8 protein-coding genes are annotated in these 12,633 nt (G+C 60.2%); 6 read left to right on the top strand and 2 right to left on the bottom strand.

The window, feature by feature from the left end; translation table 11 throughout:
• Window positions 1–4 precede the first annotated feature (4 nt).
• Together HX790_RS18340 and HX790_RS18335 are read left to right on the top strand one after the other, a co-directional pair.
• Window positions 5–4,834 carry a dermonecrotic toxin domain-containing protein gene (locus HX790_RS18340; protein WP_176991875.1) on the top strand — a complete coding sequence of 1,610 codons (4,830 nt, stop codon included), beginning with the start codon at window positions 5–7 and terminating at the stop codon, window positions 4,832–4,834.
• Between the two features lie 125 nt (window positions 4,835–4,959).
• Window positions 4,960–5,178 carry a DUF2970 domain-containing protein gene (locus HX790_RS18335; RefSeq protein ID WP_017136917.1) on the top strand — a complete coding sequence of 73 codons (219 nt, stop codon included), beginning with the start codon at window positions 4,960–4,962 and terminating at the stop codon, window positions 5,176–5,178.
• Here HX790_RS18335 and HX790_RS18330 read toward each other — a convergent pair.
• Window positions 5,175–6,242 (bottom strand): ABC transporter substrate-binding protein, encoded by a 1,068-nt coding sequence (locus HX790_RS18330; protein ID WP_169987678.1) that lies wholly within the window; start codon window positions 6,240–6,242, stop codon window positions 5,175–5,177. The genes HX790_RS18335 and HX790_RS18330 overlap by 4 nt on opposite strands.
• 422 nt (window positions 6,243–6,664) lie before the next feature.
• Here HX790_RS18330 and HX790_RS18325 point away from each other — a divergent pair, with 422 nt between their 5' ends.
• From HX790_RS18325 to poxB, 3 genes are all read left to right on the top strand, one after another.
• Window positions 6,665–8,323: a nitrite/sulfite reductase gene (locus tag HX790_RS18325; RefSeq protein WP_017136919.1), complete on the top strand. Its 1,659-nt coding sequence runs from the start codon at window positions 6,665–6,667 to the stop codon at window positions 8,321–8,323.
• Window positions 8,307–8,801, top strand: coding sequence for a DUF934 domain-containing protein (locus tag HX790_RS18320; protein WP_017136920.1), 495 nt, complete (start codon window positions 8,307–8,309; stop codon window positions 8,799–8,801). The genes HX790_RS18325 and HX790_RS18320 overlap by 17 nt, the downstream gene beginning before the upstream one ends.
• Window positions 8,802–8,963: 162 nt before the next feature.
• Complete coding sequence (gene poxB / locus HX790_RS18315; RefSeq protein WP_017136921.1) at window positions 8,964–10,688, top strand: ubiquinone-dependent pyruvate dehydrogenase; 1,725 nt, start codon at window positions 8,964–8,966, stop codon at window positions 10,686–10,688.
• A gap of 3 nt (window positions 10,689–10,691) precedes the next feature.
• On the opposite strand, the gene HX790_RS18310 is transcribed toward poxB, so the two are convergent.
• Window positions 10,692–11,546: a LysR family transcriptional regulator gene (locus tag HX790_RS18310; RefSeq protein WP_017136922.1), complete on the bottom strand. Its 855-nt coding sequence runs from the start codon at window positions 11,544–11,546 to the stop codon at window positions 10,692–10,694.
• Window positions 11,547–11,639: 93 nt separating this feature from the next.
• On the opposite strand from HX790_RS18310, the gene HX790_RS18305 reads away from it, so the two are divergent.
• Complete coding sequence (locus HX790_RS18305) at window positions 11,640–12,281, top strand: FMN-dependent NADH-azoreductase (RefSeq protein ID WP_017136923.1); 642 nt, start codon at window positions 11,640–11,642, stop codon at window positions 12,279–12,281.
• Window positions 12,282–12,633: the final 352 nt, after the last annotated feature.

Raw genomic sequence — 12,633 nt, 5'->3', positions numbered from 1 at the left:
CATCATGCCCACCCCGAGTTCCTCCACGGCCCTGAGCCAACTTCCCGCCGAGGCTATCCATACGCATTTCGCTACGCGCCCGGCCTTGTATTCCGTGGTGTTCAATGCGCTGCGCAGCCGCATCCTGGAACGCTATCCGACACTCAAGCTGGACCTGTCCACGCTTAAGCTGGCTATTCCACACCCGGACGGCGTGTACACCTACAGACCGCTGATGGAAATCGCCATCGCCCATGTGCTCAACCCACAGTTGCTCGACCTGCGGCCCAAACGCGAACTGGCGTACTATCTGACGCAACAGATCCCCACGATCCTCAAGCCTGATGCCCCGACGCTGATCGACATGCAGGCAATCGCAAGCATCATTGATGACCTGCCCGAATCGATTCACCTGTATTTCCAGGCGGCGCTGGCCGACTATTGGAGCGAAACCGACAGCCATGGCAGCAGCCGCTGGCAGTGGCTGGGCGAGTTTCTCAACGGTCGGATGACCGCGAGTGCCACGAGCGGATCGAGCTTGAACCCGACCCAGCAGGACATGCTCAGGGTCGTCGCCACCTGGCCGACACAGACCGAGCGTCTCCCCAAATCTTCGCCCGCCACTTATGTTTATTTTGTTGAGAACACACTCGTCAATGCCGACCAGGAAGTTCGCCTGCTGACACCCGACCTGCTGCTGGTGCGCGACAAGCAGGTGCTGCTGTACAGCGTGGCCGGGGATATTCAGGTGTTTGACGGCCTGGATGAATTCGGCCAGGCCTGGGCAACCAGCATGCAGACGCGGTTCCAGTTCGACAGCCTCACCTGGCGACGCAATGAACCCGATGGCAACGTGTTCGAGCAACAGGCCGGCCTGATCCTCAATCAGCAACTGGAAGACCTGGCGACGTTGAAGTTTCAGGGCCAGGACGAAGTGACCCTTGGGCGACGCCTGGAAAAACTCACCGATCCGGCGCTGCTGTTTACCCAGGTGCCGACAGCCGCAACGGCGACCTTGCAAAAGGTCGATGAGCACCTGCCACCGTGGCTCGCTCAAGCCAACGACGCTGACCGCTTTGCCTACCATCGCCACCTGCAAGACATGGCACAGGTGATGCGGCAAAACCAGGGTCAGGCGTTCAATGAGGGCATAGAAAACATCTACAGCTTCAGTCGCGATGCGTTGCGCAAGCAGATGCAAACCGATCATGGCGACTGCGACCCCGATGAGGTAGTGCTGGACTTTGCCGTGGCTGCCGGCTACCCAGGCGGTGCTGGCATTATCGAGCATGTGCGCATGTCGCTGACGGAACTGGCGCTGAAGAACCTCGCCGGCAAGCCTAAAGGCACACTCACGCTGTTTTCCAAAAATGCAACGCCCCTTCCAAGCTGGCTCAACGCAGACTATCTGTTGGGCAGTACCGGGCTGATCCAGCGCGTCGATATCGGCACCATGTACCCGCAAAAAATCAAAGACACCTTGTTGTCCGACACGGTTGACGCACGGCGCCGGGAAACCCTGTTTACCCGTGAACTCAAGGTCAAGCTGCCGATGCAGGCGCTGGAATACAAGATCCGCGGGCAGCATGGCGTCACCGTCACCGGTTATCGCTATGTGAAGGCGTTGATGGGCGAGATGCCCTCGGACAGGGTCGTCGACGAGCAGGAGATTGTTTTGCGCCCATTGGCCCTGTGCCGCAAACCCGGCGCTGCGCCAGATGAGGTCAATAATGCGTTTATTATCGAACCGCGTGATGCGCGTGTCGGCCCGCACCTGCTGTACCAGCCGCTGTATGCCGACGCCCTGCATGAATACCCGACCCGCCAGGCCCTGCTCGACGCACTGGCCGTACCCGGCGCGCTGCAAGACACAGTGCTGGCGTGGCTGAGCGACAAGGCCCGCCCCATCTACGAGCATGGCGGCATCAAGGAACCGCACATCATTCGCTTCCTGCCTGGGGACGAATTCAGCCTCCCTGAAAATCCGGCACCTGCGACCCTGGCCGTGGATGAAGGGGCAGGCGAATGGCTGCAATCGCAAGTCAACGGTCAACTGCTCAATCATCTGTTCGGCAGCACCGCACGGGCCCTGGTCGACCTGGCGGACCGCGAGTCGGTGTCCAACCACGAAAGCCGCTGGGCCGTGGTGATGGAAGGCGCATGGCTGCTGTTCAATACCCTGCTGTTACCGCTGGTGCAGGGCCCGGCCATGCTGGCTGGCTGGTTCCTGGTGCTGGTCAGCAGTCTGGAGCAGGATCTGGCCGGCCTGGACAGCGATAACCCCACCACCCGCGAGCTGGCACTGATCGATCTGTTGCTCAATACCGCGATGGTGCTGCTGCATGCCGCCGCGCCCGCCAATCGGTCCCAACAGCCCTTGTCCCAACCCTCCGCGCAGGAGCACGCCCTGCAACTGGAAGCCTGGCGCCGCGCGGCGGGACGGCCACCGGCGCAAGCGGCGCCACAGGTGCGCCATGGCGCCGTGGCGCTGCCCGGCGAGCCACCCGCCACCGGCCACACGGCTCTGGACTTCAGCCGCTCGATTGCCAGCCCCCGGGCCGGCGCCAAGCTGCTCAACGCGTTACTGGAAGTACGGGTGCCATGGCCTGAAACGTTGCCGCCCGTGCAGCTCAGCGGTGCGCTTAAAGGGCTGTACCGCATTGACGGGGCCTGGCACGCCAGCGTCGGCGGCCTGCTGTTCCAGGTGAGCGTGGTACCGGGTTTCAACGAGGTCTACCTGGTGCATCCGCAGCACCCGCAGCGCCCCGGCTTCAGGTTGCTCAGCGACGGCCAAGGGCATTGGCGGCTGGACCGGCATGCCAGGCTGGAGGGCGGCATGCCCAGACAAAGAGTGGCTGCGTTAATCGATCGCAAGAAACAACGGCTGGCACAACTGAACCCAATGCTGGAAGTTCATAGCCGTGAATTAACGCCGATGGCGAACCATCTGCAGCAGCTTCTTCAAGCCGTGACCATGGCGCGCACTCAATTGGCTGAACAGAAACTCGCCCTCAGAAAGGACTGGGAAATGCTCAACAACCCCGGACTGTTGCCGGCATTGCAACCCCGGATCGCCGAGCGCCATGCGCAACGCCAACGTTCCACGGCGCGCGCCAGAGTTCAATGGGATATCGCCGTCGACAATTACCGCACAAATGCGCAGGGGCTTCTAACCGGGCTGCAACAGAGCGAAGCCATGGCGACGGAAATGATGGAGCTGGACAGAACAGAGCCGACATACAAAGAGGCACGCGATAACGCGACGTCGAATATTTACAAGCACTGGTTGGCGACTTATGCGCACCAGCATCAAAAAATCGCCGACACGCTGGAGACCCAGCGCGGCGAAAGCTTTTCAGCGTTGCTCAAACGTATCGACAGGGAACTGCCCAACTACATCACTGATGGCTATGACGAATATATCAGCGCCGCAACGCAGCGACTGGAGGCGCTCAATGAACTGCTCGAGAGCGCAGAAAAATGCGAAGCCATCATGCAACAAGCCAGCCCGGCACTGCGTGAAAGCTTGTTGAAAGAGCATCCAGAATTCCAAAACATTTCCTCGCTCGTCATCAAGCAGCACATCCTGTTATCGCTGGTCGAGGTGCTGCTCAATCGCGCGCTTGACGCCGATAAACCCCAAGAGCGTCCGTTCCTGGAACTCCTCGCCGACCGCCAGATCTACGCTACTGTCAACGCACACACGGAAATGCGCAGGACTGCCGGTTACTCCGAGACTGAGCAAATCAACGTACTCAAGGATGTGCTGCAGCACTATGAAAGCCTGGAAAACGCCGTTCTCTCGCTGACGGACATGGGCTGTGCGCTGCTGCGAGAGCAGTACCGCGCGCTATTTGTGCAGCAACTGAGCGAGGCCCGCACCAGCCTCGAAGCGCAATTGGCCAACTTGATCCTGGTTGAAGAACGGCTGGCCCCCAGGCCCGCCCGCGACAAAGCCAAGCGACAAAAACCGGCCAGCCGACGGGTCATCAAAACCGCCGACAAGAAAAGCCTGGTCGGCGACGTGCGTACCGGCCAGGCTGATGAACCGGGCAATTACGTCGACATTGTCGACACGCTTACCGGCGCCATCGTCGCTACGTACCACGAACACGCCAGCGAAGGCGTGTGGAAAATCGTCGAGCCCGCAAGCGTGCCGACCAAAGCGCCCACGCCCGCGGCTCGCCCATTGAGAAGAATCAGGGCAGATGCCCAAGCCATCAAGGCTCAGCGCGCAGGCATTGATGCCAGCATTCGCTTCCAGCAGCGCAAACTGTTGGAGCCCAGTCAACGTGAGGAAGTCGATCCCCATGATTGGGATGTAATGTTGAGCCAGCACGCGGCCAAATTCGAAGCACTTGCCGAGGAACTCAAAAGCGCGACCGACGAACCCGCCATTGACTTGAGGAATAGCTACCGCGAAGAGGCCAGAGCCGCAACAGCCCAGGCTCGGCAGCTGTGCGCCGAAGGTTACCTGCTGCAACGCCCCAAAGCCGCTAAGGTCGACTATCTGCACACTCATGGTTTTGTCGACATCAACCTGGTGAAAAAACGCGTGCCGCTGAAGGCCGGCGACTACCTCACCGAATATGTCATACGCGACAAGCGCAAAATCAAGCCCGGGCAACGGTCGGAAGATGCGGACCTGTGGTTCGCGCATTTCCATTACCGATCCGTCGAGTCGCCGGCATCAAAACCTGACTTCGGCCACTTGAAGACCCCGGCGGAGCGGCGCTTTACCCGCAAGGAACTGATTGATCAAGCCAGGGCAAACAACCGCGCCGTGATCAACCTGGACAAGGCCCTGATTGAGGCGCCGCTGGATCAGAAACTGTTCTTGATCCTGGAAGTGTAAGGTTGTTCTGATCGTTCCCTCCCGTGGGAACGATCAAAAGGCAGAGTCCAGAGGGATGATACAAGCCAGTCGCGGGCTGCCCGATTGTCTATGCTCTGTAGGACAGCCTTGCGGACGAGGGATTTATGAACGATCCAGCCAACAACAAGCCGCCGACCTTCTGGCAGATGCTGCACAGCATCATGGCGGCGGCCTTCGGTGTACAAAGCGGCAAAAACCGCGCTCGAGATTTCACCCATGGCAAACCCAGTCATTTTGTCGTACTGGGTATTGTGTTTACGGCGGTGTTTGCGCTGACGTTATTTGGCATCGTCAAGCTGGTACTGCACCTGGCCGGGGTTTAATGCAACAGCAGTTGCAGGCTGAACGGGTAACGGTAGGACGCGGGCTTACCCACGGCTGACAGTGCGCGGAAATCCACCGCTGGCATTGGCCCTGACAAACGTTTTGATTGGTTGGCATCAATCAGCTGGAATAACGCCTCTTTACGGTCACGCCCGCCGTAGGCGCCAATATCAAGCCCTTTGGCGTCATCATTGATCAGCACCATCGCCCAGCCACCCAGGGTGAAATGCCCTGCGACCAAAGTACTCAGGCGCCCATCCAGGCGTGCCTTGAGGATGTCGGGCGAGCTATTGATCGCGCTGAACAGCGCGTCCTTGCCCGGCACACGACCGCTGTCTTGCAGCGCCTGCATGGCGCCCAATGCCATCTCATCATTGGCCGACCACACCAGCGCCGTCTGTGGGTAGCGTTTGAACAGTTGCGTGGCTTGTTCAAAGGCGCGCTGGCGGCTCCACTCGCCGTAGACCAACTGGCGCAGGCGCACTTCGGGGTGTTCGGCCAAGGCGCGGTGCAACCCTTGTTCACGCAACTGTGCGGCTGGCGTGTTCTTGGCGCCGGAAAACGCCAGCAGGTCCAACGAAGTGCCCGGCGTCACCGGGCCGTGGTTGCGCAACAAATCGGTGAGCATCAGGTAACCGGCTTGCTCGTCGTCGGCCACCAGGCTGCCGATCCAGCGGGCATCTTTATGCGCATCGAGCAATTGCACCTGATCGGCGGTCAGTGCGTTATTCACGATCAGCAACTTGACCCCACTGCCCTGGGCCAAGCGCAATATCTGCGGGGCGACGTATTGCTCGTTGACCAGCACCAGGTAATCGGGCCGCTCGCTGCCTTGCAGTGCTTCGCGGGCCTGGGCCAAGGTGTTAGCGGCGCTGCGCTCGGAATAACGCACGCGCAAATCCAGGCCGAGGTCCTTGGCAGCGGCCTGCATAAATTGCGCATAGCTGACCCAGAAGCTTTCAGCGGACGTGCCCGGGTTGAGAAACACCACTGAGGTTGCCTGGGCCATCGCCCCATAGGCCACGCCCAGCAACCCCACACACGCAATCAGAACCTTCAGCATGGTTGTTTGTGCCTCGAATGTTGATCGCCATCATAATGGCAATGAGACAGTCAATCGAGGTTCAATCAACCTTCTTTATTGGTGGCTAACCCAGAATACGGCGGTTCCAACCACTAAAATTATCAGAAACAGAATGGCCCAGGCATCAACGGTACTGTCAGGTTTACGTGCTTTGGTTGAATTGCTCATCGCATCGCCTCTTGTCGGTTTTATAGGTGATTGCACTAAGACTCGACGACAGTAAAGATCATGATTGCCCGCATGACAAATGTGGGTATCGCGATAACGGTTCTCATTAGTCAATTTGGTTATTTACATATACTCAAACATCACTTTTGCGCATAAACGCAAACTGGTATCGTGCGCCGGCTCCGTTGGGAGTGCGCGGCCGTGCGCGCAGATTTGCCGAGAACAGGACCTATATGTACGTATACGACGAATACGATCAGCGCATCATCGAGGACCGCGTCAAGCAGTTCCGTGATCAGACCCGACGCTACCTAGCAGGTGAACTGAGCGAAGAAGAGTTCCGCCCTCTGCGCCTGCAAAATGGCCTTTATGTTCAGCGCTTTGCGCCGATGCTGCGGGTTGCCGTGCCTTATGGCCAACTGACTTCGCGCCAGACGCGCATGATGGCCAAGATTGCCCGCGACTTCGACAAAGGCTACGCCCACATCAGTACCCGCCAGAACGTACAGTTCAACTGGCCGGCACTGGAAGACGTGCCGGACATCCTGGCTGAGCTGGCCACCGTGCAGATGCACGCCATTCAGACCAGTGGTAACTGCCTGCGCAACGTGACCACCGACCAATTTGCCGGCGTTGCCGCTGACGAGCTGATCGACCCACGCCCGTGGTGCGAAATCGTGCGCCAGTGGACCACCTTCCACCCGGAATTCGCCTACCTGCCGCGCAAGTTCAAGATCGCCATCAATGGCTCGACCTCGGACCGCGCAGCGATCGAAGTGCATGATATTGGCCTTGAGCCCGTGCACAACGCCGCCGGCGAGTTGGGTTTCCGTGTGCTGGTCGGTGGCGGCCTGGGCCGTACACCAGTAGTCGGTGCGTTCATCAATGAGTTCCTGCCGTGGCAGGACCTGTTGAGTTACCTCGACGCCATCCTGCGGGTCTACAACCGCTATGGCCGTCGTGACAACAAGTACAAGGCCCGGATCAAGATCCTGGTCAAAGCGCTGACCCCTGAGGTATTTGCCCAGAAGGTCGACGCCGAGATGGAACACCTGCGCGGCGGCCAGACCACCCTGACCGAAGCCGAAGTACACCGTGTAGCCAAGCACTTCGTCGACCCTGAGTACAAAGCCCTGAGCAATCAGGACGCCGAACTGGCTGCCCTCGACCAGCAACACCCAGGTTTCGCCCGCTGGCGCACGCGCAACACCCTGGCGCACAAAAAGCCGGGCTATGTGGCCGTGACCCTGTCGCTCAAGCCAACCGGTGTTGCCCCGGGCGATATCACCGACAAACAGCTGGACGCCGTCGCCGATCTGGCCGAACGCTACAGCTTCGGCCAACTGCGCACTTCCCACGAGCAGAACATCATTCTCGCGGACGTCGAGCAGAGCCAACTGTTCACCCTGTGGGGCGAACTGCGCGAAGGCGGTTTTGCCACGCCGAACATCGGCCTGCTGACCGACATCATCTGCTGCCCGGGTGGCGACTTCTGCTCCCTGGCCAACGCCAAGTCGATCCCGATTGCCGAATCGATCCAGCGCCGTTTCGACGACCTGGACTACCTGTTCGACATCGGCGAGCTGGACCTGAACATCTCCGGTTGCATGAACGCCTGTGGTCACCACCACGTCGGCCACATCGGCATCCTGGGCGTGGACAAGAAAGGCGAAGAATTCTACCAAGTGTCCCTGGGTGGCAGCGCCAGCCGCGATGCGAGCCTGGGCAAGATCCTCGGCCCGTCCTTCGCCCAGGAAGCCATGCCTGAGGTGATCGGCAAGCTGATCGACGTGTACATCGAACAGCGTACCGAAGATGAGCGTTTCATCGACACCTACCAGCGCATTGGCATCGACCTGTTCAAGGAGCGCGTCTATGCAGCGAATCATTAAGAACAACGAAGTCCTCGACGAAACCTGGCACCTGCTGCCCAAGGACGCGAGCTTCGACGGCATCTCCAACTGTGACGACCTGATCGTGCCGCTGGCCCTGTGGCGTGAACACGGGCACGCCCTCAAGGCCCGCGACGGCGGCCTGGGTGTGTGGCTGGACGCCGACGAGGAAGCCGAAGAGATCGGCGACGACGTGCAGCACTTCCAGGTCATCGCCCTGAACTTCCCGGCCTTCACCGACGGCCGCAACTATTCCAACGCGCGCCTGCTGCGTGACCGTTATGGTTACAAGGGCGAACTGCGTGCGATTGGGGATGTGCTGCGCGACCAGCTGTTCTACCTGCGCCGTTGCGGGTTCGATGCCTTCGCCCTGCGCGCCGACAAAGACCCGTATGAAGCGCTGGAAAGCCTCAAGGACTTCTCGGTCACGTACCAGGCTGCCACGGATGAACCGTTGCCGCTGTTCCGTCGCCGCTGAGCCTGCTGCTGTGAAAAACCCTGGCTTGCCAGGGTTTTTTTATGCGCGGCGTTTAGTCGGCCCCGTGACGCAATCTTCACATTCAAGGGTGAACATCCGCGGTGTTCGAACTGTCCTCTACTGATCAGCAGCCTTTAACCTCACTGACGATTGGAGTTCTTCATGGCGAAAATCAACCTGGCCCAGCAGTTGGCGACCACCCTTGAACAGGCGGGCATCAAGCGCATCTGGGGCCTGACCGGCGACAGCCTCAATGGCCTCACCGACGCCCTGCGCACCATGGACAGCATCGAGTGGATGCACGTGCGCCACGAAGAAGTGGCCGCCTTCGCCGCCGGCGCCGAAGCAGCCGCCACTGGCGAGCTGACGGTATGCGCCGGCAGCTGCGGGCCGGGCAACCTGCACTTGATCAATGGCCTGTTCGACTGCCATCGCAACCATGTGCCGGTGCTGGCTATCGCGGCGCAAATCCCCTCCTCCGAGATCGGCTTGAACTACTTTCAGGAAACCCACCCGCAGGAACTGTTCAAAGAGTGCAGCCACTTTATCGAGCTGGTCACCAACCCTGCGCAGATGCCCCAAGTGCTGCACCGCGCCATGCGTTCAGCGATCCTCAACCGCGGCGTGGCGGTGGTGGTGATCCCAGGCGATATCTCGCTGCTGGAAGTCGAAGACAAACTCAAGCCCTGGCCGGCCCTGCACGCACCGCGCACTTTGCCGGCGGAACAAGACCTGCAGCGCCTCAGCGAGATCCTGCACAGCAGCGAGAAAGTCACCCTGCTGTGCGGCAGCGGCTGCGCCGGCGCTCACGACCAGGTGGTAGCCCTGGCCGATGCTTTGGGCGCGCCAGTGGTGCACGCCTTGCGCGGCAAGGAGCATGTGGAGTGGGACAACCCGTTTGATGTGGGCATGACCGGCCTGATCGGCTTCAGCTCCGGTTACCACGCAATGCTCAACTGCGACACGCTGATCATGCTCGGCACCGACTTCCCCTATCGCCAGTTCTACCCGACCGACGCCAGGATCATCCAGGTCGACCGCAACCCGCAGGCGCTGGGCCGTCGCGCCACCCTGGACCTGGGCATCGCCGCCGATGTTGGCGAGACAATTGACGCGCTGTTGCCACGCCTGACGCGCAAGGCCGACCGCAGCTTCCTCGACACCTCGCTCAAGCACTATGAAAAAGCCCGCCAAGGCCTGGATGACCTGGCGCAGCCATCGAAGGCCGACCGGCCGATTCACCCGCAGTACGTGGCGCGCTTGCTCAGCGAGCTGGCCGACGACGATGCGATCTTCACCGCCGACGTCGGCTCGCCCACCGTCTGGGCTGCGCGGTATTTGAAGATGAACGGCAAACGCCGCCTGATCGGCTCGTTCAACCACGGCTCGATGGCCAATGCCATGCCACAAGCCATTGGTGCACAGGCAGCATTTCCTGGACGGCAGGTGATCTCGATGTCCGGCGACGGTGGCTTTGCCATGTTGATGGGCGACTTCATCTCGCTGGCGCAGTTGAAATTGCCGGTGAAGGTCATTGTGTTTGATAACTCGTCACTCGGGTTTGTCGCCATGGAGATGAAAGCCGCCGGTTACCTGGACACCGGCACCGAGCTGAAAAACCCGGACTTTGCCGCCATGTCCAACGCCATGGGCATCCTCGGCATTCGCGTGGAGCAGTCCGAAGACCTGGAACCGGCCTTGCGCCGCGCCCTGGCCCATGACGGCCCGGTGCTGGTGGACGTGGTTACCGCTACCCAGGAACTGGTGATGCCGCCGACCATCAAGCTGGAACAGGCCAAGGGGTTCAGCCTGTATATGCTCAAGGCGGTGATGAGCGGGCGTGGCGATGAAGTGATCGAACTGGCGCGCACCAACTGGTTGCGCTGAGCCTCAGTGCCAGCGAACAGCGCCGTAGCGGACCACCACCTGGGTGACGACCTCGACCAGGCGCGGGTCCGCCTCCGGGGCGCTGAACAGGCGGAACTCGGCATCGGGCAACGCGGGCAAGCCGTGTTCGGCGCCGAGTATCGCCAAGCCCGGCCCGACCTGGCTCTGCGCCATCGGTGCAATCGCAAACCCGGCCGCTGCGGCGGCATGCAGCGCCGCGTAACTGCTGCACTGCATGGCGCTGCGCTGGGCGATGCCCGCTTGGGCAAGACGCGTCAGCGCCGCCTCGCGATACGGGCAAGGCTCGGGAAACAAGGCCAGGGGCAACGGGTTCGGCAAGGCTACGAGCGGCTGCCCGGACCAGGCCCACACTAACGGCTCACGCCATAGTGCCAAACCTGGCTCACTGGATTCGCACAACGAGCCGACCACCACCTCCAGCTCACCCTGCTTCATCAAACTCAACAACGAACCGGGAATGCCCACTTGCACGCTGATGTGCATGCCAGGGTATTGCGCCGCGACGTTTTGCAGTTCACGTAACAGGCGCGCATCCGCGAACTCCTCCGATACGCCTACGCGCAGGTTGCCTTTAATCGCCGAGCGCGTCAGCTCGGCCCAGGCGTCCCGGTTCAACGCGAGGATGCCACGGGCATAGGCCATCAGCCGTTCACCATCGGGCGTCAATTGCTGGGACCGGGTGGTGCGGGTGAGCAAGGGTTTGCCCACCTGTTCCTCCAGGCGGCGCAAATGCCCACTGACGGCCGACTGGGTCAGGTGCAGGCGCTCTGCGGCGCGGCTGAAACCGCCCTCATCGACCACTGTGACGAAGGTTTTGAGCAACAAGGCATCGAACATATTCTGATTTGTGATCAATAGATGATTTAAATACGATTTATATTTCAATGCTCGCTATGTTGCAATGCCCTGGTCAACTTTCCCGAGGCCACCATGACCACACTCCTGCACATCGAATGCTCGCCGCGCAAACAACGCTCCGCGTCCCTGGAGATCGCTCGTCAGTTTATAGCTCGCTATCAGCAGAACGCCCCGGACACCCAGGTGGTGACCCTGGATTTATGGGCGCTGGAATTGCCGGAGTTTGCCGGACCGGTGATGGACGCCAAATACGCGGGCATCGCGGGTACGCCGTTAAGCGCAGAACAAAGCGCTGCCTGGACGACACTCACAGCGCTGGCGGCTCACCTGCATCAAGCTGATGTGCTGGTGTTTTCGGTGCCGCTGTGGAATTTCGCGATTCCCTACAAGCTCAAGCACTTTATCGACGTGGTATCACAGAAGGACGTGCTGTTTGAGTTCAGCCCGGAGCATGGAGTGCGGGGGTTGTTGCATGACAAGATCGCGGTGAATGTGTATGCACGGGGGATGGATTTTTCGGCACCTGGCGCGCAGGGGATGGACTTTCAGAAGCCCTATATGGAGGCGTGGCTGGGGTTTATCGGGGTGACCGATGTGCATTCGCTATATGTGGAAAAAACTATTTTGGGGGCGGAGGTGGATCAGGTGTCGCGCCTTGAAAGTGCGGGGTTGGCGCTGAAGCTTGCTGATCGATTGGGGGTTAGGGTCTGCTGAGTGTATATCCGTTATTTAGGTAACGGCGGCTTAGGGTTCCGCTCTTACAGCGGCTCACTTTTGGAAAGACCGGAATGCCGGCCCATCCAAAAGTCCACCAAAAAGCCCTCGCCCCAACACTCGGTGCCTCGCTGTGGCTCGGCATGCCCGCAATCCGACAGCAGAGCCATACTCGGTCAAAGGTGGGAGCTGGCTTGCCTGCGATGGCATCAACCGGTTGTGCCTGATGTACCAAGGTGTCTGCATCGCAGGCAAGCCAGCTCCCACAGAAAAGCAGCTCTTCAGTGTATGCAAATCCGCCTTTCGCCTTTCGCCTTTCGTTTTTGATTCAACCACTCAGGTCGGCTACTAG

Origin of the sequence: Pseudomonas sp. IPO3747 (genome assembly GCF_013385245.1) — a bacterium.
GTDB lineage: Bacteria > Pseudomonadota > Gammaproteobacteria > Pseudomonadales > Pseudomonadaceae > Aquipseudomonas > Aquipseudomonas edaphica.
This window is presented reverse-complemented; position numbering and strand designations above follow the sequence as displayed.

What these genes read in the sequence shown, in the direction of transcription:
- poxB (WP_017136921.1), top strand. Translation starts at nt 8,964, where the DNA reads ATGGCGAAAATCAACCTGGCCCAGCAGTTGGCGACCACCCTTGAACAG.
- HX790_RS18340 (WP_176991875.1), top strand. Translation starts at nt 5, where the DNA reads ATGCCCACCCCGAGTTCCTCCACGGCCCTGAGCCAACTTCCCGCCGAG.
- HX790_RS18305 (WP_017136923.1), top strand. Translation starts at nt 11,640, where the DNA reads ATGACCACACTCCTGCACATCGAATGCTCGCCGCGCAAACAACGCTCC.
- HX790_RS18310 (WP_017136922.1), bottom strand. Translation starts at nt 11,546, where the DNA reads ATGTTCGATGCCTTGTTGCTCAAAACCTTCGTCACAGTGGTCGATGAG.
- HX790_RS18335 (WP_017136917.1), top strand. Translation starts at nt 4,960, where the DNA reads ATGAACGATCCAGCCAACAACAAGCCGCCGACCTTCTGGCAGATGCTG.
- HX790_RS18330 (WP_169987678.1), bottom strand. Translation starts at nt 6,242, where the DNA reads ATGCTGAAGGTTCTGATTGCGTGTGTGGGGTTGCTGGGCGTGGCCTAT.
- HX790_RS18320 (WP_017136920.1), top strand. Translation starts at nt 8,307, where the DNA reads ATGCAGCGAATCATTAAGAACAACGAAGTCCTCGACGAAACCTGGCAC.
- HX790_RS18325 (WP_017136919.1), top strand. Translation starts at nt 6,665, where the DNA reads ATGTACGTATACGACGAATACGATCAGCGCATCATCGAGGACCGCGTC.